Source organism: Streptomyces sp. NPDC001530 (genome assembly GCF_042894545.1).
Lineage (GTDB): Bacteria > Actinomycetota > Actinomycetes > Streptomycetales > Streptomycetaceae > Streptomyces.
The window spans coordinates 74,600-97,785 of record NZ_JBIAVS010000009.1; the positions used below are offsets into that span (position 1 = coordinate 74,600).

Annotated in this window: 21 protein-coding genes; 12 read left to right on the forward strand and 9 right to left on the reverse strand. The window is 69.0% G+C overall.

The genetic code is table 11. The features are described from left to right. Positions 1-15 precede the first annotated feature (15 nt). The gene (locus ACFY0T_RS19600; RefSeq protein WP_388871727.1) at positions 16-216 is read left to right on the forward strand and encodes a hypothetical protein; all 201 of its coding nucleotides are present in this window, start codon (positions 16-18) and stop codon (positions 214-216) included. A gap of 28 nt (positions 217-244) precedes the next feature. Then, positions 245-1,423 (forward strand): NosD domain-containing protein, encoded by a 1,179-nt coding sequence (locus ACFY0T_RS19605; RefSeq protein WP_388871730.1) that lies wholly within the window; start codon positions 245-247, stop codon positions 1,421-1,423. Positions 1,424-2,505: 1,082 nt separating this feature from the next. On the opposite strand, the gene ACFY0T_RS19610 is transcribed toward ACFY0T_RS19605, so the two are convergent. The 3 genes from ACFY0T_RS19610 to ACFY0T_RS19620 all read right to left on the reverse strand — a co-directional run bounded on the left by ACFY0T_RS19610 (position 2,506) and on the right by ACFY0T_RS19620 (position 5,201). Beyond that, positions 2,506-3,036, reverse strand: coding sequence for a cupin domain-containing protein (locus ACFY0T_RS19610; protein ID WP_388871732.1), 531 nt, complete (start codon positions 3,034-3,036; stop codon positions 2,506-2,508). Between the two features lie 99 nt (positions 3,037-3,135). Next, positions 3,136-4,200, reverse strand: a complete 1,065-nt coding sequence (locus tag ACFY0T_RS19615) for a phosphotransferase family protein (protein ID WP_388871735.1) — start codon at positions 4,198-4,200, stop codon at positions 3,136-3,138. Further along, the gene (locus ACFY0T_RS19620) at positions 4,197-5,201 is read right to left on the reverse strand and encodes a C-terminal binding protein (protein WP_388871737.1); all 1,005 of its coding nucleotides are present in this window, start codon (positions 5,199-5,201) and stop codon (positions 4,197-4,199) included. Before ACFY0T_RS19620 ends, ACFY0T_RS19615 begins: the two co-directional genes overlap by 4 nt. 743 nt (positions 5,202-5,944) lie before the next feature. On the opposite strand from ACFY0T_RS19620, the gene ACFY0T_RS19625 reads away from it, so the two are divergent. Further along, complete coding sequence (locus ACFY0T_RS19625) at positions 5,945-7,213, forward strand: MFS transporter (RefSeq protein WP_388871740.1); 1,269 nt, start codon at positions 5,945-5,947, stop codon at positions 7,211-7,213. Between the two features lie 79 nt (positions 7,214-7,292). On the opposite strand, the gene ACFY0T_RS19630 is transcribed toward ACFY0T_RS19625, so the two are convergent. Then, a complete protein-coding gene (locus ACFY0T_RS19630; protein WP_388871743.1) occupies positions 7,293-8,072 on the reverse strand; it encodes a fumarylacetoacetate hydrolase family protein in 780 nt (259 codons plus the stop codon). A gap of 184 nt (positions 8,073-8,256) precedes the next feature. Here ACFY0T_RS19630 and ACFY0T_RS19635 point away from each other — a divergent pair, with 184 nt between their 5' ends. Further along, positions 8,257-9,288 (forward strand): LacI family DNA-binding transcriptional regulator, encoded by a 1,032-nt coding sequence (locus tag ACFY0T_RS19635; RefSeq protein ID WP_388871746.1) that lies wholly within the window; start codon positions 8,257-8,259, stop codon positions 9,286-9,288. 80 nt (positions 9,289-9,368) lie between these two features. Here the strand turns inward: ACFY0T_RS19635 and ACFY0T_RS19640 are convergent, their stop codons facing one another. Continuing rightward, a complete protein-coding gene (locus ACFY0T_RS19640; RefSeq protein ID WP_388871749.1) occupies positions 9,369-9,935 on the reverse strand; it encodes an NADPH-dependent FMN reductase in 567 nt (188 codons plus the stop codon). 503 nt (positions 9,936-10,438) lie between these two features. On the opposite strand from ACFY0T_RS19640, the gene eno reads away from it, so the two are divergent. From eno to ACFY0T_RS19670, 6 genes are all read left to right on the forward strand, one after another. After that, the gene (gene eno, locus ACFY0T_RS19645) at positions 10,439-11,749 is read left to right on the forward strand and encodes a phosphopyruvate hydratase (protein WP_388871751.1); all 1,311 of its coding nucleotides are present in this window, start codon (positions 10,439-10,441) and stop codon (positions 11,747-11,749) included. A gap of 60 nt (positions 11,750-11,809) precedes the next feature. Beyond that, complete coding sequence (locus ACFY0T_RS19650) at positions 11,810-12,814, forward strand: VOC family protein (RefSeq protein ID WP_388871753.1); 1,005 nt, start codon at positions 11,810-11,812, stop codon at positions 12,812-12,814. Positions 12,815-12,837: 23 nt separating this feature from the next. After that, complete coding sequence (locus tag ACFY0T_RS19655; protein ID WP_388871756.1) at positions 12,838-13,389, forward strand: carboxymuconolactone decarboxylase family protein; 552 nt, start codon at positions 12,838-12,840, stop codon at positions 13,387-13,389. A 129-nt stretch (positions 13,390-13,518) separates the two neighbouring features. Continuing rightward, the gene (locus ACFY0T_RS19660) at positions 13,519-14,625 is read left to right on the forward strand and encodes an alcohol dehydrogenase catalytic domain-containing protein (protein WP_388871758.1); all 1,107 of its coding nucleotides are present in this window, start codon (positions 13,519-13,521) and stop codon (positions 14,623-14,625) included. Between the two features lie 121 nt (positions 14,626-14,746). Next, positions 14,747-15,655, forward strand: a complete 909-nt coding sequence (locus ACFY0T_RS19665; protein ID WP_388871761.1) for a LysR substrate-binding domain-containing protein — start codon at positions 14,747-14,749, stop codon at positions 15,653-15,655. Between the two features lie 291 nt (positions 15,656-15,946). Next, entirely contained in the window at positions 15,947-16,813 is an 867-nt protein-coding gene (locus tag ACFY0T_RS19670) for a 3-hydroxybutyryl-CoA dehydrogenase (RefSeq protein WP_388871764.1), read from the forward strand. Positions 16,814-17,251: 438 nt separating this feature from the next. Here the strand turns inward: ACFY0T_RS19670 and ACFY0T_RS19675 are convergent, their stop codons facing one another. The 4 genes from ACFY0T_RS19675 to ACFY0T_RS19690 all read right to left on the reverse strand — a co-directional run bounded on the left by ACFY0T_RS19675 (position 17,252) and on the right by ACFY0T_RS19690 (position 20,801). Beyond that, positions 17,252-17,752, reverse strand: a complete 501-nt coding sequence (locus ACFY0T_RS19675; RefSeq protein WP_388872447.1) for an electron transfer flavoprotein subunit beta/FixA family protein — start codon at positions 17,750-17,752, stop codon at positions 17,252-17,254. A gap of 78 nt (positions 17,753-17,830) precedes the next feature. Beyond that, positions 17,831-19,006, reverse strand: coding sequence for an acyl-CoA dehydrogenase family protein (locus ACFY0T_RS19680; RefSeq protein ID WP_388871767.1), 1,176 nt, complete (start codon positions 19,004-19,006; stop codon positions 17,831-17,833). A gap of 59 nt (positions 19,007-19,065) precedes the next feature. Beyond that, on the reverse strand, positions 19,066-20,307 hold the full coding sequence (locus tag ACFY0T_RS19685; RefSeq protein ID WP_388871770.1) for a CaiB/BaiF CoA transferase family protein: 1,242 nt from the start codon (positions 20,305-20,307) through the stop codon (positions 19,066-19,068). Between the two features lie 59 nt (positions 20,308-20,366). Then, positions 20,367-20,801, reverse strand: a complete 435-nt coding sequence (locus ACFY0T_RS19690) for a Zn-ribbon domain-containing OB-fold protein (protein WP_388871773.1) — start codon at positions 20,799-20,801, stop codon at positions 20,367-20,369. 293 nt (positions 20,802-21,094) lie between these two features. Here ACFY0T_RS19690 and ACFY0T_RS19695 point away from each other — a divergent pair, with 293 nt between their 5' ends. Both ACFY0T_RS19695 and ACFY0T_RS19700 read left to right on the forward strand, forming a co-directional pair. Then, positions 21,095-21,673: a carboxymuconolactone decarboxylase family protein gene (locus ACFY0T_RS19695; RefSeq protein ID WP_388871775.1), complete on the forward strand. Its 579-nt coding sequence runs from the start codon at positions 21,095-21,097 to the stop codon at positions 21,671-21,673. Next, positions 21,670-22,521 carry an RNA polymerase sigma-70 factor gene (locus ACFY0T_RS19700; protein ID WP_388871778.1) on the forward strand — a complete coding sequence of 284 codons (852 nt, stop codon included), beginning with the start codon at positions 21,670-21,672 and terminating at the stop codon, positions 22,519-22,521. Before ACFY0T_RS19695 ends, ACFY0T_RS19700 begins: the two co-directional genes overlap by 4 nt. The last annotated feature ends 665 nt before the right edge of the window (positions 22,522-23,186 follow it).

Here is a 23,186-nt window from a genome sequence, read left to right on the forward strand (position 1 = left end):
TCTTGAGGAGCCGTCATGGAGGACTCTGCCCAACCACTCACCCCATCCCGGCGCACGTTGCTGAGGGGGGCCGCGCTCTCGGCGCTGACCACAGTGGCGTTCCTGAACGCGACACCGTCTCGGCAAGCGCATGCCGCCGCCCAGGACCGCCCCGAACCTCGCGAGCCCGAGGACAAGCCGCATCCGTCGTACTCGGCGATCGCCGGCCTCCTCTGACCAGAACCCTCGACCGGAAGGACACCCCATGGCGGACACCGTCTACGACGTCACCACCTTCCCGGGCAGCGTCTCCCCGTACACCGACATCGGCAAGGTGATCAACGAAATCATCGCGGACATCAAGTCCCGGCAGACCACCCAGAACACCAGACCCGGCGCCGTCATCTACATCCCGCCGGGCCACTACGACCTGCTCACCCGGGTACACATCGACGTCAGCTTCCTGACGATCAAGGGCTCCGGGCACGGCTTCCTGTCCGAGGCGATCCGGGACGACTCCTCCACGGGGTCCTGGATCGAGGTTCAGCCGGGCTCGAGCCACATCCGGGTGAAGAACACCGACGGCAAAAATGAGGCATTCCTGGTGCAGCGCTCCGGGTCGCCCGCAGATGTCGGCCGACTCAACTCCATCGTCTTCCAGGACTTCTGCCTCGACGGTGTGTCGTCCTCGAAGCCGTACACGCCGGGCAATTCCAAGATCGGCATCTCCGTGCAGTCGGACAACGACGCGTTCCGCTTCGAGGGGATGGGCTTCGTCTACCTCGAACACGCCATGGTCGTGGGGGGCGCGGACGCCTGCAACTTCACCAACAACTTCATCGCCGAATGCGGCAGTTGCATCGAGCTCACCGGCGCCTCGCAGGTCGCCAAGATCACCAACAATTACCTCATCAGCGCCTGGGCGGGCTACTCGGTCTTCGCGGAGAACGCCGAGGGCGTCCTCATCTCGGGCAACACCATCCTGTGGGCCTGCAACATCACCCTCACCAACTCGAACCGCTCGACCATCTCGGCCAACAAGCTGCAGAGCAACTTCCCGAGCATGATCGCGCTGCTGAGCGGCAGCTCGGGCAGCCTGATCTCCGGCAACCACTTCCGCCGGGTGTACGGCGACGGCACCAGCACCCGCTTCGACGACCTCTACGGCCTGGTCCACATCAACGGCGACGACAACGCCGTGACCGCCAACCAGTTCTCCTTCTCCGTGCCCGCCGCGAACATCACCCCGTCGGGGGCCGACCCGGCGATCATTTTGGTCGCCGGTGGCGCCCGTAACTTCCTGGCCACCAACAACATCACCAGCAACCTGGGCGTCAAGGTCGTCCTCGACGCCTCCTCCACCGAGACGAAAATCCTCTACAGCGCCCAGAGCTCCGAGCTGCAGGCGTACACCGACAACTACTCACTCGTGGCCACGCCTTGAGCGGGCTGCCTGCGCGGGCACAGAACTGCAGCAGCAGAACATCCGTACCCGAGCAGGCGCACGTCGAGCCTGTTCCGGTTCGGACGCAGGAAGACGGCTGGGTCCACCAGGTTCGTGGACGGCTGGGAGGTGGGAGACCGAGGAGGTGTGTCGGTCGTATCCGGCGGTGATGGCACGCAGTCTCGAAGCGGCGGAGTTCACATCGGCAATAAAGGCTCACCCGCGGCGAGTTGGATCGCCGCGGGTGATTTCTCAGGACATCGGGAAACAGGCGGGCATCGTCAGCCCGCGCGGCGGCACCTGCCTATGAGATGGCCAGGCGTCGGAATCGGGGGCGCGTGCCTTCCTCCAGTACGCCAAGGACACGCTCGCCGGTCCGGACGTACCACGGACAACCGACTGACAGCCGTTGGGCGTTCATCGCCGCTCGCCCCTCCACGGCGCCGCACTTCCCACAGGGGCTCCGGCCCCCCGCGGGAAGCCACGCCGGACGACGCCTTCAGCCCTACCGACCGCCGACGCCGTAACCACGGCGTCGGCGCCTGCCCACGGACATGATCACGAGTAACGCGCCGCGCGCCAGCGCCAGTGCCGGGGAACCGACCGGTTGACAGCCCGGTACGGCCACGCCCAGGGCCGCGCCGCATCGACTCGAGCCGAGCGAGCGGCGCTCGGTGAGCGGACTCCGAAAAGAAGAGCCACAGCCGTTGCACCGCCGCCGAGCCCCCACCGACACCTACTGGCCCAGCCAAGCAGGTCACTCGTCTCGTTCCGGTCCCGTGGCACGCACAGCAGGTTATCGAAGCGGGCCGTACTGCTTCGACGGTCCCAGCGCGGACCGGACAACGAGCGCACCGTCATCTTCAGCTCCCAGCAGGGCAGTTGCCTCTGTCACCGCCTCGCGACCGGGCCACACCACCGTCAAACCCGATACGACAGCTGGGTGTAACGAACCACCGGTAGCGAAAGTTGAGGAGTGGCCACGCGACTCCGCATGGCGGCAACCCCGTTCGCCCGGCGGCGGAACGGCGGAGCCCGCGGGCCGTGAACCGGCTGCGGCGTCGTCTGCGGCTCCGGCCCCGTCAGCCTTCGTGCTCCGCGCCGACGAGGACGAAGGCCATCGTGACCGGTTGGTCGCTGCGGTTGCGCCAGCCGTGGCGGGTCCCGTTCTGGATCACGATGTCCCCTGCCGAGAGCCGAGTGCACTGGCCGTCGTCGAGTTCGAGGACGATCTCGCCCTGGAGCACGATGCCGTAGTCCACGGTCGGCGTCGTGTGCATGCCGTCGGGCTCCATGAGGTCGGCGATGCCGGGCGAGTCGGCCCGCTGTTCCCGGTCGAAGGCGACGGGGTCGAACGCCGGGTCGGCCATCGCGGCGTCCGGCGGGAAGGTCAGGACGATGAACCGCGTGCCGCCCGGCGCCGGAAGCAGGCTGGTGACCTTCGGCGTGGGGTCCTCCCCGGTCCGGCTGACGTGCTCACCCGGTTCGGTGGCCCACGGCAGACGGGACACCCAGCCCGGCAGACTGGTGAACTCCCGGCTGCGCGGGACGGGGCCGTCGCTGACGACGACCGACCTGCCGTTCTCGTCATGGCCGGTGACGACTCTGCGCATGCCTCTCTCCCCATCTCCTCGGTTGGGTCCGTCGAATCGGTTGGGTCCGTCGAATCGGTTGGGTCCGTCGAATCGGCTGGGTCCGTCGAATCGGCTGGGTCAGTCGGGTCGGCGGCTGCCAGGCTCGGTCGAGGGCACGGGCGCGGTCGCCCAGGCGTCCACGACGCCCGCCACCGTGCAGGCGGGTGCCCGGAGCAGGGCCGAGGCCACCGTACGTACGAACAGCCGGTGCCGGTCGTCCGTGAGGTACTCCACCGGGGACTTGCCGTCCACGCGCGCGAGCAGCAGCGCCGGCAGCAGTGACGCGGCCCTCGCCTCAAGGGCCGGCCGGGGCTCCCAGTCGACGCACCGGACGTACTCCTCGGTCAGCACCCGGGCGGACCGCAGGAGATCGGCTCGGCTCCCGGGCACCACCAGGCTCTTGAGGAGCAGATGGTTGACGCAGAAAGCGAGGTCGAAGGCCGGGTCTCCGTACCAGGCGCACTCGGCGTCCAGCAGCACGGGCCCCGACGGGCCGACGAGGATGTTCTTGGGACTGACGTCACCGTGCACCAGGGCCAGGTGTGTCGTGGCCGTGCGGTCGGCGAGGCCCTGGAGGATGTCGCTCAGACCGGGGTGCGCGGCGGCGGTGGCCAGCAGGTACGGCTCGATGCGCAGCGCGTGGAAGTTGTCGTCGGTGGCGAACTCCGCGGCGAGGGCGGCGTCGCCCGCGCTCGCCGCGTGCAGGCTGCCGAGCAGCTCGCCGACGGCCGCCGCGGTCGCCACCCGTACCTCGCCGCGCAGCAGCTGCGCCTTCCACATCGGGTATCGGTCGGGGGGCAGGTATGCCATCGCGAAGAGGCCGGCATCGGGGTCGTGGGCCAGCAGTTCGGGCACGCTGTCCGGGCGGTGCCGGGACGCGAACCGCATCCACGCCCATTCGTAGGCGTTGCGCGAGACCGGCGCCTGCCAGTCGGCGGCGACCTTCAACTTGGCCAGGGCGCGTTTGACACAGAGGGAGCGTCCCGCCAGGTCCACTCGCCACAGGTCGGACGAGACACCGCCGGCCAGCGGCGTCCAGCGTGCGGCTTCGCCGGGTCCTGCGAGCTGGTGGGCGATCAGGAAATCGGCCAGCGCGGTGTCGGGCACGGGGCCCGGATTCACCTGCGCGGAGGGCGAGTTCATCGCCGGTCACCCGACCCCGTGGTCAGACCGAGGGGGCTGTTGCAGGCGTGGGCCGGTGCCTCGCCCGCCAGGATCCGTACGACCTCCTCGGCGGCGCGGCGGCGCAGTTCCGTGACCGAGGCGTCGGAGGAGAAGGCGATGTGCGGGGTGAGGAGAGCGCCCGGCTGGTCCAACAGCCCGGCGGGGACGTGCGGTTCGGTCTCCAGTACGTCGAAGGCGGCTCCGTCCAAGTGCCCGCTGTCCAGCGCCTTGAGGACCGCGTCGGTGTCCACCAGACCGCCCCGGCTGACGTTGACCAGCAGGCCGCCCGGTGGCATCAGCGCCAGCTGCTCGGCGCCGATGATGTGGTGCGTGCCGGGTGTGAGCGGCACGTGGAGGATCACCACGTCGCTGCGGCGCAGCAGTTCCTCCAGGCCCACCATCTCCACTCCGGGAGCGTCCTTCGGCGGGTGCGGGTCGTGGGCCAGGATCCGGCAGCCGAACGCTCCGAGCTTGCGCACGGTGGCGCGTCCGATGCGCCCGTATCCGATGACGCCGCAGGTCAGCGTCGACAGGCGGCGCAGCCGGGCGCCGGCGGGGTTCCAACGGCCCGCGCGGACCTCCCGGTCGGACAGGGCCAGGCCTCGTGTCCAGGCAAGCACCATGCCGACGGCGTGGTCGGAGACTTCCTCGACGCAGTAGTCCGGCACGTTGGTGACCCACACACCGCGCTCGGTGGCGGCGTCCACGGCGATGTTGTCGAGCCCGACCCCGAGCCTGGCCACGATCCGCAGATCCGGCGCGGTGCCGATCGCGGTGGCGGAGACGGGCGCCCAGCAGGTGAGGATCCCGTCGGGCCGATGCTCGGCCACCAGTTCCTCGATCGCCTCGGCGGAGGCGGGGTCGGCGGGGCCGGTCACCAGGGTGTGGCCCGCCTCCTCGATGACCGATCGCTCGACGGAGTCGTCGGGCCAGGCGTAGTCGGTGAGCAGCACGGTGCCTGGGCGGCTCGGTGGTTTCATGGCAGGTCGTCCTCGCAGAATCGTGCGGTCGCAGCGGACGGCCGGGCGTCGCGCCCGATCGCATCCGATGAGCGGGTCTGATCGCCACCCGGAAGGCGGCCGTCGGCTTGTCCGATGGGGCCGTCGGCCGCCATGGGGGTGGTGGAGGGGGTCGCTGGGGCTCAGGTCGGGTGTCGCCGGCGCTCGCCGACTTGTGGTCGGGGCGGGCGCCGCAGTACGCCCCTGGAACGGGTCACGAGATGCCGGGGCACGTCGAATCACTCTGTCACAGCCACGTCGTGCTAACGATAGCATTCAGTGCCTTCGACACGTCAAGAGCACGGCGCACACCCGAGCACCGACACCCCCGCGGCACGGTCCGTTCCGAGCCGAGGAACCCCGCCATCACGGGAAAACGAGGAACGCGGAAGAAATCCGGTGTTCACATCTTGACGCGCCCGAGACTTCCCCTTCATGGTTTCTGCCAGCGCCGACCGTGTGACCGATAAGTGTCCGCACGAGGTCCGGCTGTCGAAGACGCCATAGCCACGGACGTCCCCGACGGGCGATATACGGCTGAATTCCGCATGCGGTGTCCGACCGCGCGGCAGCCCGTCGCTCCCATTCCGCCAGTCGACGACGCCATTGCCGTCGCCGACTCGAGTCCGTGTTCAGCTCACCGCTTCTCGTCATCGCCCGTACGGCCCCGTACGGCGATGGATCCGCCGCGGCCTGCCGCGGCCCATTCCTCCTCAGGAGCCGCTATGACTCACGCAGCGCAAGTCGACACCAGTGCGGTGCCCGTCGGCGACACGCAGGAAAGCAGCCGTGTCCCCATTTCCCGCGTCATGATCGGCATGGGCTTCCTGCTCGTGGTCCTGTCCTACATGGTCAACGCGATGGACCGCCAAGTCTTCCCCCCTCTCCTGCCCAACATCCGCGCGGAGTACGGGTTCTCCCTGGAGCAGGGCGGGCTGCTGGCGACGAACTTCACCCTCGGCATGGCCCTGGCCGGTCTGCCCGCGGGCTACCTCCTGGACCGCTTCCGCCGCAAGACCGTGCTGCTGGTCAGCATCGTGATCTACTCCCTGGGCACGATGGCCACGCCGCTGGCGACCGGTTTCGCCGACATGACCCTGTACCGGGTCATCTCCGGCTTCGGAGAGGGCATGCAGTCCGCCGCCATCTTCGCGGCGATCGGCGCCTTCTTCGTCCACCGGCGCGGCCTCGCCTTCGGCGTCATCGGCCTGGGCTACTCCGTCGGCGTGTTCATCGCCCCGCTCGTCGGCGTCCGCCTCATGAGCATGCACGGCACCTGGCACTCGCCCTTCTACCTGTTCGGCACAGCCGGGTTGCTGATCGCCGCCGCCTCCCTGTTCCTCGTGAAAACCGGCCTGACCGAGCACTCCGCCGAGAAGGTCGTCGCGGCCAAGACCTACGAGTACATGCCGGCCTCCGCCTACAACCGCAACTCCCTTGCGCTGGCCGTCCACTCGGTCGTCAGCGGGGTGGCCATCTACGGGTTCCTCGGCCTCTATCCGACGTTCCTCATCACCTCGCTGCACTACACCGCCGAGCAGGCCGCACTGGCCATGAGCTTCCTCGGTTTCGGCGGCATGCTGGCCCTTCTCGGCGGCTGGCTCGGCGACCGCGTGAACCAGCGCAACCTGCTGATTCTGAGCCTGCTCGCCGTCTCCGCCATCAGCGTGTGCGTCTACGAGACGCACGCCGGAGTCGGCGTGCAGTGCGGGCTCGCGTTCCTCATGGGCGCCTTCGGCCTGGGCTTCGTCTACCCCAACACCAACAGCGCGATGCAGCGGTCCGTCCGTCCCGAACAGATCGGACGCGCCTCCGGTCTCTTCGTCACCAGCTACTACGGAACGGCGGCGTTCTCGGGCCTGCTCTTCGCCACCCTGGTGGACTCCTTCGGCTGGAGCCGGGCAGGGCTGCTGCAGGTCACGGTCCTGCCGCTGGCAGGCGTCCTGGCGCTGGTCTTCGTCCGCCCCTCGCAGTTCAACAACGCGGTCCGCTAGCAAGCCGACCCGCCGGGGCCTGCCCACCGCCGAGCGGTGGGCAGGCCCCGCTGCGAGGTCGCCCGGCGGACGTCCGGAGTCAGAGACTCTCGGCCACGACCGGATTGCGCAGCACGCCGATGCCCTCGATCTCGACCTCGATCTCGTCTCCGGGGCGGATCGGCCCGACGCCGGCAGGCGTGCCGGTCATGATCGCGTCTCCGGGCAGCAGCGTCACGTAGCGGCTGAGGTAGCTGACGATGTCGGGAACGGAGAGCAGCAGGTCGGCGGTGCTCGCCGACTGCACGACGATGCCGTTCACACGGGTCGTCAGCGACAGTGCCGAGGGGTCGAGTTCGGTCGCTATCACCGGTCCGAGGGGAGCGAAGGTGTCCTGTCCCTTGCCGATCAGAAGCGTTCCGAATGTGCTTTCCTTGCGCTGGACGATGCGGTCGCTGACGTCATTGCCGCACGTATAGCCGAGGATGTACTCATGAGCCTCGGAGGGCTTCACATGGCGGGTTTCCTTTCCGATGACGACGACCAACTCGCCTTCGAAATGGATCAGTTCACCGTCCGCCGGATAGACGATGGCGTCATCCGGTCCAATCGCCGCGGTGCTCGGTTTCATGAAGCACACGGGAACTTCCGGAACCTCGCGGTCGGTCTCGTCGACGTGCGAGGCGTAGTTGTAGGCGAACCCGAAGATCCGGGGTCGCTCCAGCGGCGGAAGAATGACCACGTCGCCGACTTTGTCGACGTGGCCTGTAGGGGACAGTCCGGTGAAGGGATCACCCTCGAATCTCGCGATCCCGGCGTCACCGGCTTCGATTTCTCCGTAGTGACGCACGCCGCCGACGGCATACCTGACGATCCGCACGGACACCTCCGCAACTAGGCAGCCGCGGGCGGCTGCACGGCCCATCCAGCAGTGCTAACGTTAGCATGACGATGATGATCAACCCGGCGCCCCACTTCGCCGACCACGGAGCGCGACGAGAGTGCTATCGTTGGCATACAGAAAGTGACGGCAACGGGATCAGTCAGCTCGAGGGGGCCCTTACGTGATCACCACCAGGGACATCGCCGAACGCCTCGGGATCTCCGTCTCGACGGTCGGCCGGGCACTCTCCGACGATCCCCGCATCAGCGAGGAGACCAAGTTCCGGGTCCGCCAGACCGCTTCCGAGATGGGGTACGTCGGCAACCGCGCGGCGCGGATGATGCGGGGGGCGTCCAGCAACGTGGTCGCGCTGGTGATCCCGGACATCCGCAACAGCTTCTACTCGACCATCGCGCACGAGCTGTCCAAGAACATGGAGGCCGAGGGCTTCCAGCTGATGCTCTCGGAGACCGACGACGACCGGATGGTGGAGCTGCGCCACCTGCGGGAGCTGTCCGCGAACCGCGTGGCGGGCGTCATCATCGTGCCCACCGCACGCCCGCACGGCGACTCCGTCAAGCTCCTGCGCGGCCTGCCGCACCTTCAGTTGCTGCGCCGCCACCCGTCGCTCGGTTCCCAGTGGTTCGGCGTGGACGACCACGAGGCACTGCGCCAGGGCACGGCCCACCTGGTGGCGCTGGGCCACACCCGCATCGCTTATCTGGGCGGCCCCGAGGAGCTGCCCACGGGTGCGGAGCGTCTGCGCGGCTTCCGCAGCGCCCTGAGCGAAGGCGGCCTGCCGGACGATGCCGGGCGCACGGAGCTGGGGCCGCCATCGTCCGTGGACCACGGCCGCCAGGCGACGCGCCGACTGCTGAAGGGCCCGGATGCGCCCACCGCGCTCGTGCTGGGATCGATCCAGCTCACCCTGGGGGTCCTGGAGGAACTGTCCGATCAGGGCGTGAAGGTGCCCGGGGAACTGTCCGTGGTCGGGTTCGGGGACGAGCCGGGGTTCTCCTGGTGGGGCCCCGGACTCACCACGATCGGTCTGCCGATCCAGGAGATGGCCACCGGCTGCGCACTGTGGTTGATGCGCCGGCTCAAGACCAAGCCGAGCAACGACGGCCCGTACACGTCGGTCTCCCCCGGATCGCTGATCCTGCGCGGCAGCACGGCGCCCCCTGACGGAAAGGCTCCGTCAAAGTCCGACTGAGCCATGGGCAGCCTCACCCGCAGACGCCGAAGGCGCCCGGAGCACATCGCTCGGGGCGCCTTCGCCTGTGCCGCACCAGGTCAGTACGTTCCGCCGCGCAGCCGCCGCATGACGCGGGCGGTGCGCGCGAGTTCGTCGAGCATCTGTTCAGCGGCGGCCTCGTGCATCTTGCCGGGCCTGAAATCGCCGCCCTCGACGAGTTCGTTGACGAACGGGATGCTCACGGTCGGACCGATGGGCAGCATCCTGAGGTTCGCGACGACCTGCTTGGCCATCTGCACCGCCCGGGTGCCCGCCGAGACGCCTCCGTAGCCGACGAACCCGGCCGGCTTGTGCTGCCACTCCACGACGAGGTAGTCCCACGCGTTCTTCAACGGGGCGGGGAAGCCGCCGTTGTACTCCGGGGTGACGAAGACGAACGCGTCCGACGCGTCGACGATCCGGCTCCACTCCTTGGTGTGGCTCTTCGTGTACCGCTGCAGGGCGGGCGGATGCGGCTCGTCGAAGAAGGGCAGAGCGAGTTCGTACAGGTCGACGGTATGCGACTCGAACTGGTCGCACTCCGCGGCCCGGACGGTGAACCAGTCCGCGACAGATCTGCCCACACGTCCGGGGCGAGTGCTGGCCACCACGGTGGTGAGGGTCATGGGCGCCACAGAGGGCTGGGGTGTCATGTCGGGCTCGCTTTCCTGTCGGCCGCGATCCAGCCCGGCGGACCCACGCTGCCTGTGCTGTCCGTCCGTCCAGGAGAGCGCGGGTCCGCCGGAGTTCTTGCCAGAGCGTCATGGAGTGTGCGAACGATAGCATTAGCGTCCCGATGAACCAAGGGGACGCAAACGAACGACGCGACCACGGGATCGGAGCGCCACCCACCTCTTGACAGAGCTGCCGACACTTCGCACGATTGCGCTATCGTTAGCACGACAAGAGTCGCAGTGGATGAGCAACCCTCGTCATCTCCTTTTCGCTCGCGCCCAGCACCGCCGCGCCGACCCGGGTGCCGCCCCGCGGGGTCCGTCCGCGCTCGTTCGGCGAGGACGTGGCGAGGACTTCCCCACACCTCCGGCTGCTGGAAGGTGCGTCCCCCGATGACAGGCACAGACCCCCGCTCATCACCCCGATCGTCCGCACTCCGAAAGGTTGCACCGCAATGACAGACGCGCGGATCGCCAAGCTCTACGGCCGCAGGGTGTGGGACTCACGCGGTCGGCCGACCGTCGAGGTCGAGGTCCACCTCGCGGACGGCGCGATCGGGCGGGCCATCGCACCGGCGGGGGCCTCGACGGGCCAGGGCGAAGCGCTCGACCTGCGCGACGGCGGCAGCCGCTTCGGCGGCCTCGACGTCCAACGGGCGGTGGGCTCGGTGAACCACGAGATCGCGCCCGCCCTCCTGGATCTCGACACGACCGATCAGGAAGCCGTCGACCGGCTTCTGGTGGACCTCGACGGAACCCCCGACCGCAGCCGTCTCGGCGGCAACGCGATCGTGGCCACGTCCATGGCGGTCCTGCACGCCACCGCCGCGTCGGCGGGCGTACCCCTGTGGCAGCACCTGGCGGGGGGACGGCCGGTCCGCATACCGCTGCCGGAGATCCAGATCTTCGGCGGCGGCGCCCACGCGGAACGGCGCGTCGACGTCCAGGACTTCATGGTGGTCTGCCCCGCGGCGCGGAGCTTCTCCGAGGCCCTGGACTGGACGGCGGAGATCTACCGGGCCGCCGGCAGTCTGATGCGGAAGGCGGGCAAGGCCCAGGGCGTCGCCGACGAGGGCGGCTTCTGGCCGGCGTTCGACTCCAACGAGGAGGCGCTGGAGACGCTGACCCAGGCGATCGAGACCGCGGGCTTCGCGCCCTCGGCTCAGGTCGGCATCTCGCTGGACGTCGCTGCCTCGCAGTTCGGCAGTGCCGGGCAGTACACGCTGGCCCTGGACGACCGCACCCTGGACACCGCCGCGCTGATCGACATGCTGGGCAACTGGATCGAGCAGTATCCGATCCTGTCCGTCGAGGACCCGGTGGGCGAGGACGACCACGAGGGCATGGTGGAGTTCACCCGGCGCTACGGCCACCGCTGCCAGGTGATCGGCGACGACTACCTGGTCACGAACGCCAAGCGGGTGGAGGCCGCGGCCACCAGCGGAGCGGCGAACGCGGTCCTCGTCAAACCGAACCAGGCCGGTACGGTCACGGAGGCGTTCCAGGCCCTGCGGGCCGGAAAGGATGCCGGCTTCGGCACGATCGTCTCGGCGCGTTCCGGGGAGACCGAGGACATCACCATCGCCCATCTGAGCGTCGGCTGGGACGCGGGCCAACTCAAGGTGGGCTCGTTCACCCGCTCCGAACGCATGGCCAAGTGGAACGAAGTCCTGCGCATCGAGGAGTCCCTCGGCGAATCCGCGGAATTCAGCGGATGGTCCGCATTCCCGTTCGCCGGGTCCGGGTCCTTTACGACCAAGCCGTAAAACGGCCTCGAAGTATTACAGTCATCGAAATCCAGAGCCGATCCGAGCACGGAGACCAGCATGCTGCCACCCGTCAATCTGCGCCCGAGTTTCAACATCACCCGCTCCAGTCACGTTCGTCTCACCGTCGCCGATCTGGACGAGAGCCGGAACTTCTACGTGAACGTGCTGGGGCTCGTCGTCAGCGACGAGGACGAGCGCACCTGCTACCTGCGCGGCCTGGCCGAGGCCTGCCACCACAGCCTCGTCCTGGAGCTGGACGAAGAGGGTGCGGGCATGAGCAAGAGGATCGGCTTCCGGGTCTTCTTCGACGAGGACCTCGACCTCGCGTACGCCTGGTTCCGCGAGCGAGGACTGCCCGCCGAGTGGGTCGACGTCCCGTACCAGGGCCGCACCCTGCACGTCAGCGACCCCATCGGCACGCCGCTCGAACTGTGCGCGCACATGGAGACCCGACCGCGGCTGCACATCAACTTCGAGCTCTACAAGGGTGCCCACGCGCAGCGGCTGGACCACTACCAGATCTTCGCGCCCGACACCTACGAGCTGTGCGCGTTCTACAGCGAACTCGGCTTCCGCAACTCGGAGTACCTGGAGCACGGCGACAAGCTGCTGGGTGCGTTCATGTACCGCAAGGGCACCTGCCTCGACCTCGCGATCGTCGAGAACACCGGGCCCGCCCTGCACCACTTCGCCTACACCGTCTCCGAGAGCCGTGACCTCTTCACCGCCTGCGACTGGGCGGGGATCCTCGGCTACGGCGACGGCGTGGAGCGGGGCCCCGGACGTCACGGTCCGGGCGGGATGCTCTTCGCCTACCTCCGCGACCCCGACGGGCACCGGGTGGAGGTCTTCAACAGCCACTACCAGACGATCGACACCGAGATCGAGCCGGTGCGCTGGGACGCGGGATCGCTGAGCACCAACGCCCGCTGGGGCCTCCCGGCCCTGGAGAAGTGGTACTTCGAGGCGTCGCCCTTCGTCGGCGCGCCGCAGATCCCGCCGGCCGAGCTGCCGAAGCCCATGTCGCTCGAGCGGTTCCTGCTCGAACAGTCCGCACACTGACCCTTCCGTCCCCAGGAGACGCCATGGCACGAGTCCCCTACCTGCGCCGCGAGGACGCGGACGAGTCGCAGAAGCCCCTGTACGACCGGCTGGAAGCCGAGCGCAAGGTGCCGACGGCGAACATCTTCCTCGCTCTGGCGGGCGCGCCGACCCAGCTGGACGCCTTCCTGACCTACGCCAACTCGCTGCGGGCCGCCGACCTCAGCCCCAAGCTGCGTGAACTGGCGATCCTGACCGTGGGGTACGCGACCCGGTCGGCGTACGAGGTCGCGCACCACCAGTCGCACGGGCTCAAGGCCGGGCTCACCGAGGAACAGCTCGCGGCGGTGGCCGACTTCGAGTCGTCCGACCTGTTCGACGGAACGGAGAAGGCGGTGATGCGCCTCGCCAAGGAGTCCACGCTCCTGGTGGACGTCTCGGAGGAGACGTGGCATGCCGCCGCCGACCACCTGACAAACCAGCAGATGGTCGAACTGTCGTTGTCCATCGCCTGGTACAACTCCGGCGTCCGCATCATGGGGCTGCTGGACATCGACCTCGAGGACAATTACCCGCACACTTTCCCGAATTCGTAGGACTCGGCGCCGTAGGGCCCGTCAATACGTGAGATGTGATTACCGAGCCGCCGGTCCGCTGCCTCGGTCGCCGCAAAGAATGCCTCCGTCCCCGGTCATCGGGACGGAGCAGTTTCAAGGAGTATTTCAATGGCGAAAATGCTCGCTGCACGACTGCACGCGCTCGGTGAGCCGATGTCCGTGGACACGATCGACGTCCCCACCCCGAGGCCGACCGACGTGCTGGTGCGGGTCAGGGCGTGCGGGATCGTGCCGAACATGGCCAACGTGATCAACAACTGGCCGACCTGGTTCCCGCACCAGCCGTTGCCGAAATTCCCCGCCATCTTCGGCCTGGACGCCGCGGGCGTGGTCGAGCAGGTCGGCGAGGCGGTGCTGAACACCAGGCCCGGTGACCGGGTGTACGTCAACCCCCTGCGTGGGTGCGGGAGTTGCCAGGTGTGCCGGGGCGGTGCACTGAGCCGGTGCCGCTACTTCACCCTGAACGGCTACTTCAGCACCTCCCGTGACGGGCAGCGGATCTTCGACCTCTACCCCTACGGCGGTTTCGCGGAGTACATGACGGCTCCGCAGTACTCGATCGTCAACATCCCGGACAACATGACGTTCGAGCAGGCCGGCAAGCTGGGCTACATCGGCACGTCCTACGGGGCCCTCAAGAACGCCGCGGCAGGCCCCGGCCAGGTCGCGCTGATCGACGGGATCACGGGAACCCTCGGTGTCGCGTCGACCGTGCTCGCGCTGGCCTCCGGCGCCTCCCGGATCCTCGGGACCGGCCGCAACGAGGAGCTCCTCAAGCGCGTCAAGGAACTGGACCCGGAGCGCGTCGAGGTCTTCCGGCTGGGTGACGGCTCCACCGGTGAGTGGGCGAAGTCCCGCACCGGCGGCGAGGGCGCGGACTACGTGATCAGCGCCCTGGGCGCCAAGGCCCCGGTGGAGACGATGCTCGACTCCATGCAGGGCGTCCGCAGGGGCGGCAAGGTGGTCAACGTCGGCGGAGTGGCGGACCGGCTGCCCGTGGACGTGAAGTGGCTCATGGACGAGCAGGTCCAGCTGATCGGCTCCAACTGGTTCAGCACCGCGCAGGGGCAGGAACTCGCCGACATGGTGGCCACGGGCGCCCTGGATCTGTCCTACCTGCAGGCCAAGCCGTTCCCTCTGTCCCGCGTCAACGAAGCGATCTCGGGACTCGAGGACCGCGACGGCGGATTCAGCAACTACGTTGTCATCCCCTGAAGTCCCCTACTCACCCCGCGGCGGACCTGTTCTGCCCTGATGCCGCCGCGGGTTGTTCTTCCGACAGGGCATGGACGGCCGGTGCTCTCGTCAGTACAGGCCCGGCAGGACGGAGGAGCCGGTGGAACTGCGCTGGCTGGAATCGTTCGTCACCGTCGCGGAGGAACTGCACTTCGCGCGGGCGGCGGACCGGCTGCATCTTGCTCCCTCGGCACTCAGCGCCCAGGTCAGGGCGCTGGAGTCGCACCTGGGGGTCCGCCTGATCGACCGCGGACGACGCACTCGCCCGGCGCTCACCAGCGCCGGGCGGCTGTTCCTCGAAGAGGCACGGCTGACCCTCGCGCAGGCCGCCCGGGCGGAGGCGGTTGGCCGGCGTGCCGGTCGCGGGGAGCTGGGGCACGCCGAGATCGCCTACGTGGCCTCTGCCGCCTTCTCCGGTGTGCTGACCGACGTCCTCGCCCGGTGCGCGGCCCCCGACACCCACCTCACTGTGCAGGTGCGCGAGTTGGAGACACCGGCCCAGCTGGAGGCCCTGGCCTGCGGGGACATCGACGTCGGCTTCCTGCGCTGGCGGCCGGAGTACCCGGCCGGGGTCACGGCCACCTGCCTGCTCACCGAGGAGGTCGTGCTGGCGCTGCCGGACGGCGCCCCGTTGGCGGCGTACGAGGCGGTGCCGGCGGCGGAGCTGCGCCACGAGCGGTTCGTGGCCCCGCACTTCGACGAGGAGTACGGCTGCCGCGACCAGATCCTGGAGGTGGCCGAGCAGGGGGGCTTCACCCCGCAGTGCGCGCCTCCGGTACGGGACTTCATCGCCGCCCTCACTCTGGTGGGTGGCGGTCTTGCCGTGGCACTGGTGCCGGACTCGCTGCGCCGCGTACAGATACCGGGTGTCGCGTACCGCCCGCTGGCGGACGTGACGCTGACCACCCGGCTGGTGGGCGCCCACCGCAGGGGCGAAACCTCGCCCGCGGTGCGCGGCGTGATCCGCCGTCTGCGGGAGGCGGCCGCCGCGACGACCGCCGTCGGCTGATGCCACGGTGCCCCCGGCAGCACCGTCAGGCCCGTCCGGGCGTGCCGTCCCTCGATGCCCCCGACCTCCTCCTCGTGCTCGCCTCTCCGACCGTCGAACCCGCTCTGGTCGTGATCGGCGCGGCTCTGCCCGGCACGGCCGGTCAACGACGAACCGACACATGTTTGTGCGCGGAAAGCGCACTGTCTGAGCAGGTCAGAGGGGTTGTACCCGGCCTAGGCTCAACACGGCACCACAGACCGTCCGGCGTCGGTCGACCGCCACTGGACGGAAGGACAGGCGGAGGAGCACATGACATCGATCAAGCATGTGGGAGTCGTCGGCGCCGGGCAGATGGGCCGGGGCATCACCGAGGTCTGCGCCCGGGCCGGGCTGCACGTCACGTTGTGCGATGTGACCGAGGACAGGGCCCGTGCAGGACTGGCGGGCGTGGCGGACTCCCTGCTCAAGGCGGAGAAGCGCGGGGCCATCGCCCCGGAAGACCGCGCACATGCCCTGGCCGGGGTGTCGGTCACCGCCGATCTCGCCCGGCTGTCCGGTGCGGACCTGGTCATCGAGGCCGCCGTTGAGGACGAGCCGGCCAAAACGGCGCTGTTCCGGCAACTGGACGAGGTGGTCACCGACCCGGCCGCCGTACTGGCCAGCAACACCTCCTCGATCCCCATCGCAAGGCTCGGGGCGGCGACCGGACGGCCGGAGGCGGTGGTCGGGTTGCACTTCTTCAACCCGGTCCCCGTCATGCCACTGGTCGAGGTGATCCCCTCGCTGCAGACCTCGAAAGCCACGGAACTGCGCGTGCGTGCCTTCGCGGGCGAGATCCTGGGCAAGAAGACGATCGTCACGCAGGACCGCGCGGGCTTCGTCGTCAACTCCCTCCTGGTTCCCTACCTGTTGGCAGCGGTACGGATGGTCGGCACCGGCACGGCGACGGCGGAGGACATCGACACGGGGATGACGGCGGGCTGCGCCCACCCGATGGGCCCGCTGCGCCTCGCCGACCTGATCGGCCTGGACACCGTGGCGGCGATAGGCGAGGCACTGTACGAGGAGTACCGGGAACCGCTGTACGCCCCTCCCCCCTTGCTGCGCCGCATGGTCGAGTCGGGTCTGCTGGGCCGTAAGTCGGGACAGGGATTCTTCAGCTACGGGGCCGCCTGAGGGTCGGCAGTACGGCCACCTGTGACGCGAAGAAGGTCGAGTTTTCCCCGCGTCGCTGCTTCCGGTCGCTGCCGTGTAGGTGACCATGCGCAGGTCGGCGCCGGGGACGATGAGGACGTCGCAGTCGAGCAGCGATGCGGCGAGCATCGCGGTCGGGCGACGCGCCCTCGGACACCCGATCCGGCGGCGGACGGCACCGCCCCATCCCGACCAGAGTGATCGAGCTGGGCATCGGACCGCCCAGGCCCGACCGGACGCCCGGAGGCGTGAGGAAACCCGCCCCCACCCACTCGGACCACGTACCAGATGCGTGTCACCGGTGGTGGAGCGAACGCGGGGACCAGCCTGCCCAACACCGTCCGGGGCAGCGCCAGCAGCAGTCCTGGCAACAGGACTCACTCCGCTCAGTGTTCAGGAACGGTAGCGCGGCTCGTTGGTCTACTCGGTCACGCCGACCAGGGCGGGCAGTGGCGCGTCCAGCGTCGTCTGGCCGTCATCGGTCTCGCGCTCGGCGCGCACCCGTCCCGCGTCCACGTCCACGTCCACGTCCAGCTTCCGCACATGGGTCAGCTGCGGCAGGGCGAGCAGGTCAGCGACGACGGCGGGGACCGCGCTCGCCTGTCCGTCGGTGGTCGCGTTGCCCGCCAGTACCAGGTCGACGTCCTCCACGGTCCGCACCGCGGCTGCCAGTACGTTCGCGGTGGTCAGCACGTCCGCGCCGCGGAGCCTGTCGTCGCAGATGCGGATTCCCCGGTCTCCGCCCATCGCCAGGATCTTGCGGATGGCGTCGAGTGTGGAGTCGGGTCCCTTGGAGACGACGGTGACGTGGGCGTCCGCCATCTCCTTCAGCCTCAGGGCCTCTTCGGCGGCGCGCTCGTTGATCTCGTCCAGGACGAGTTCGGCGTCCTCGCGGTCGGGGGTGTGGTCGGCCTGGGACAGGGTGCGTTAGGCGCCGGTGTCCGGGACCTGCTTGACGAGTACGACGATGTTTGGGTGTCTTCCCTCGGCCTTCGGTGATCAGCGGAACGCCGGCCGGCCGGTGATCGCCTGGCCGACGACCAGCGTGTGCATCTCGCTGGTGCCTTCGTAGGTCAGGACGGACTCCAGGTTGTTGGCGTGGCGCAGCGGCGAGTACTCCAGGGAGATGCCGTTGGCCCCCAGGACGGTCCGGCACTCCCGCGCGATAGCGATCGCTTCCCGCACGTTGTTGAGCTTGCCGACGCTGATCTGCTCGGGCCTGATACGTCCCTGGTCCTTGAGCCGGCCCAGGTGGACGGCGAGCAGTGCGGCACTGCTCAGGGACACGGTCATGTCGGCCAGCTTCTTCTGGGTGAGCTGGAAGGCGCTGATCGGCTTGTCGAACTGCACCCGGGAGTCGGCGTACTCGATGGCCGCCTGCAGCGAGTCGCGGGCAGCGCCGACGGCGCCGAACAGGATGCCGAAGCGGGCCTCGTTCAGACAGGACAGCGGTCCGCGCAGGCCCTCCGCGTGCGGCAGCCGCGCCGAGTCGGGCAGCCGTACGTTGTCGAAGTACAGCTCCGAGGTGATGGACGCGCGCAGCGACATCTTCTGCTTGATGTCCTGCGTGGTGAAGCCAGGCGTGCCGCGCGGTACGAGGAAGCCGCGGATGCCGTCCTCGGTCTGCGCCCAGACGGTGGCCACATCGGCGATGCCGCCGTTGGTGATCCACATCTTGGAGCCGTTGAGGATCCAGTCGGCACCGTCACGGACGGCCCTGGTGCGCATCTCGGAGGGATTGCTGCCGAAGTCGGGCTCGGTCAGGCCGAAGCAGCCGATCGCCTCGCCGGCGGCGAGCCGGGGCAGCCACTCCTCCTTCTGCTCTTCCGAGCCCCACTTCCAGATGGAGAACATCGACAGCGAGCCCTGCACCGAGACAAAGCTGCGGAAGCCGGAGTCCGCCGCCTCAAGTTCCATGCAGGCGAGGCCGTAGCTGACGGCGTTGGTGCCGGCGCAGCCGTACCCTTCGAGGTGCATGCCGAGCACCCCCAACTTGCCGAGTTCCGGGACGAGTTCGCGGGCGAAGTGGGCGTTCTCGAACCACTCGCCGATGTGCGGGCGCACCCGGTCGGCGAGGAACTTGGCGACGGTGGCCTGGATCTCGCGTTCCTCGTCGGTGAGGGTGGAGGAGAGGTCGAGCAGGTCGAGTGGGTCCTTGAGCGGCTTGCGGCTCATCGGGGGCTCCTGGTGGTTGCGGTGGTCGGTTCGGTCGTGGGTGCCTGCGCCGGGAACGCTCATGTGACCGCTCGTTTCGGCGCGGAGGCGTGGTCGGACCAGCGATGGAGAATCTCCGCGGTGTGCTGGCCCAGGCGCGGCGGCGGCAGGCGGTACTGCGCCGGCGTGCCGCTCAGCGCGATGGGGCTCGCGACCTGGCGGGAGGGCCTGCCGCCTGCTCCGCCCGGCTCTGCGGGGATGTCGACGATGCCGGGAAGGCCGAGCTTGTGGGCGAAGTCGAATGCCTCGTCGAGGGTGTTGACCGGTCCGGCGGGCACCCCCGCGGCCAGCAGGACGGCCGACCAGTGGTCGGCGCCGGCGGCGGCCAGCCGTTCGGCGAGGATGTCCCGCAGGTCGGCGCGGTGCGCCACCCGGTCGGCATTGGTGCGGAAGCGGTCGTCGAGAGCGAGACCGGGATCCCCGACGGCCTCGGCGAGCGCCGCGAACTGCCGGTCGTTGCCCACCGCGATCGCGATCGGACGATCGGCGGCCGGGAAGGTCTCGTACGGGGCGATGCTCGGGTGCGCGTTGCCCATGCGGCCCGGGACCACACCGGCTACGGCGAATGCCGACGCCTGGTTGACCATGGCCGACAGCAGCGAGCCGAGCAGGTTGACCTCCACCCGCTGCCCCTCGCCTGTGGCGTCCCGATGCCGGAGGGCAGCGAGGATGCCGAGCGAGGCGTGCAGGCCGGTGATCACGTCGACCAGGGCCACGCCTGCCTTCACCGGCTCCCCGGCCGCGTCCCCCGTCACGCTCATCAGACCGCCGAGGGCCTGCACGAGCAGGTCGTATCCGGGGATCGCCGCGCCCGCACCACTGCCGAAACCGCTGATCGAGCAGTAGATCAACCCCGGGTGCCGGGAGTGGAGTTCGCTATGGCCGAGCCCCAACCGTTCCATGGTGCCGGGACGGAAGTTCTCCACCAGGACGTCGGACTCCGCGATCAGGGCGCGGGCCTGTTCGAGGCCGTCCTCCGTCGTGAGGTCCAGGACGACGGACCTCTTGTTCCGGTTGATGCTGAGGAAATAGGTCGACGTGCCGTCGTGGTCCGCCGGAGGGTGCCAGGCCCGGGTGTCGTCCCCGATGCCCGGCCGCTCGACCTTCACCACGTCGGCGCCGAGGTCGGCGAGGAGCATGGTGGCATAGGGCCCCGCGAGAACCCGGGAGAAGTCGGCGATGCGCAGACCATCCAGCGCGCCACGCCCCGCTCCGTCGAGAACGCCGGCCCATCCGTCCGACGCGTTGTCCTGGGTGCCCACGCACCCTCCTCTCTGATCGTCCCGCCCACGCGAGCGCGGCTGCGTCTCGCCGTTTCCTGTCACCACCAACGCTCCGGAGGCGGCGCCGGGTTGGTGAGTTCGACGACGGGAAGGCCCTGACCGAGAGGGGCGACGGCCTGCACGACTCTCACGCTGGCCCCGATCGCGACCGCGACCGGCGCCGTCCTGGTGACCTGACAGACCAGGTTGAAGCCCTCGTCCATCGCGACACACCAGGTGGTGTGCGGGGCGTGGCCGTTGCGGCGCACGACGACTCCAACGCCCGCGCTGCGTTCCGGTGTGAAGGCCATGGACCCGCAAACACGGCAGAACGAGCGGCGGTAGGCCGCAGTGCCGCACCAGAGGCAGCGCTGGAAGAACAGTTCGCTGCCGATCGCCGGTGCGCTCTGCACGGCGGACGCGGTCGAGGCGGCGGTAGCCGCTTCCTGGTCTTCCCGGAACTCGGTGTGTTCACGGGTGTCTGTCTGGAGCATCACGGCCTCCTGCACTCAGTCCGGTGACCGGCAACGGGTGATCGGAATCCGATATGACCCCACCACCCTGGCCCTGCCGCGGATCGCCGGTCAACGACGAGCTGACGCATCTTTGTGCGCGGAACGCGTTCCATTCGCTGAGGTCAGAGCTGGTTTCCCGGCGCTACTCTCACGGTGGAGCCCTCCCGGCCGGCGCACCGGCAACCGGATCACTGCTCAACCCCCGTTGTCACATTCGAGGGGTCGGCGGTGTCTTCATGCCGAACAGGCAAACGAAGAGGGAGAACAACACCATGTCACTACGCGTTCCGAAGGCGGAGCTTCCCACCGAGCTGCGCGAGAACATGATCAAGCAGCTCGGCGAAGTGCCCGAGCCCGTCGAGGTGGTGTGGCACAACCCCGCCGTCGCCACGTCCAATCTGGAGTTCTCGGGCAAGCTGGGCGAGTGGGATGCGGCCGACGCGAGCCTCAAGTCGTTCGCGCACATGGCCGTCGCGGCACAGGTCGGCTGCAGCTGGTGCCTCGACGTCGGCTACTTCCAGGCACAGAACCAGAACCTGGACCTGGCCAAGGCGAGCCAGGTGCCCCGCTGGCGGACCTCGGAGGTCTTCACGCCGCTGGAGCGGGACGTCCTCGAGTACGCCGAGGCCATGACGAACACCCCGCCGACCGTCACCGACGAGCTGTACGCGAGCCTGCTCGACCGGCTCGGCCCGGCGGCGATGGTCGAACTCACCGCGTACATCGCCTTTGTCAACATGGCGACCAGGAACAACAATGCGAACGGGGTCACGTCGCAGGGCTACTCCGATGCCTGCGAGATCCCGCTGGCCACGCGTCTTGAGCCGTCCGGCACAGCGTCGACGGCATGACGGAGGACCCGTTCGTCGCCCACCGCAGCCTGCTGTTCACGGTCGCCTACGAGATGCTCGGGTCGGCGACCGACGCGGAGGACGTGCTGCAGGAGTCCTGGCTGCGGTGGGCCGACGTCGACCACTCACAGGTGAGCGACCCGAGGGCGTACCTCGTCCGGGTCGTCACACGGCAAGCGCTCAACCGCCTGCGAACGTTGTCGCGCAGCCGCGAGGAGTACGTCGGCGAGTGGCTGCCGGAGCCGCTGCTGACCAGCCCTGATGTCGCCGAGGACGTCGAGCTCGCGGAGAGCGTTTCGATCGCGATGCTGACCGTGCTGGAGACGCTCGGGCCGACCGAGCGGGCGGTGTTCGTGCTCCGCGAGGTCTTCGAGCTGCCGTACGGCGAGATCGCCGAGGCCGTCGGAAAGTCCGCGGCCGCGGTGCGGCAGATCGCGCGGCGGGCACGCGAGCACGTGGCGGCCCGGCGGCCCCGGATGCAGGTGAGCCGGTCGGAGCAGCAGGCCGTGGTGGAGCGGTTCCTGGCCGCGTTGCGCACCGGGCAGGTGCGGGAACTGCTGGACGTCCTGGCGCCGGACGTGGTCCTGGTCGCCGACGGCGGCGGGCTCGCGGCCGCCGCTCGGGCTCCGGTTTACGGGGCCGAACTCGTGGCGGCGTTGCTCGCGCGCCCGGACCGGATGGTGTCGGCCGTGTGGCTCAACGGCGCGCCTGCGGGCCGGATCGAGGTCGACGGCCAACTGGCCGCGGTGAGCCTCGTGGTGGAGAACGGGCGGGTCACCCGGATCCACGCGGTGGCGAACCCGCGGAAGCTGACGCGGCTGGATGATCCGGCCGAACTCGCCCGGTAGGCCCGCTACTGCTCTGGCGTTGTGTGTGTTCCGGGCGGTTCGAACCGCCCGGAACACACACGACTGCACCGTGATCAGACGTCGAAGCACGTCGATACAGGCCCACTCCGCCTGGCTGAACGCCCTCAGCTCGCGGCGGAGGCGCTGGAGCTCGTCGTGTTCTGACCCATAGAGCAGGGATTTCGTAGGGGCTGGAACAAGCCGCATTGATCAAGCCTGCTGACGGGCAGCGCCTCACCGACTCACGAACACCAGCTGCGGGAAGACGTGTTGAACCCCGCATAGAGCCGTCCTGGGCATCGGCTGCGAGGCGGTTTTCCGTCACGTTCCAGTCAAATCGTTACCTGGCGTGTCCATGCTGCGCCTACAGTAGCCACGCGTTCGGCGGGTACGGACCTGACCAGTCCTCATCCCGCCACCGACGCGTGACCATCAGCGGGGAAATGTTTCGAGTCGCACAGGCCGCGCTGCCTGCGTCTGCCGTGGGACTTGAGGGGGAACTCATGCGTTTCGGAAACATCGGTGCGGCCGCCGCTGCTCTGGCGGCCGTCGACTCATTCGTTCTGTACGGGACTGGTCCGGCATCTGCGGACATCAGCAGCCCCCGTTCGTCGACGCGGGCGCCAGCGGCAAGGCCCCGGCCCGTGAACACCGCCCCCTTCCCG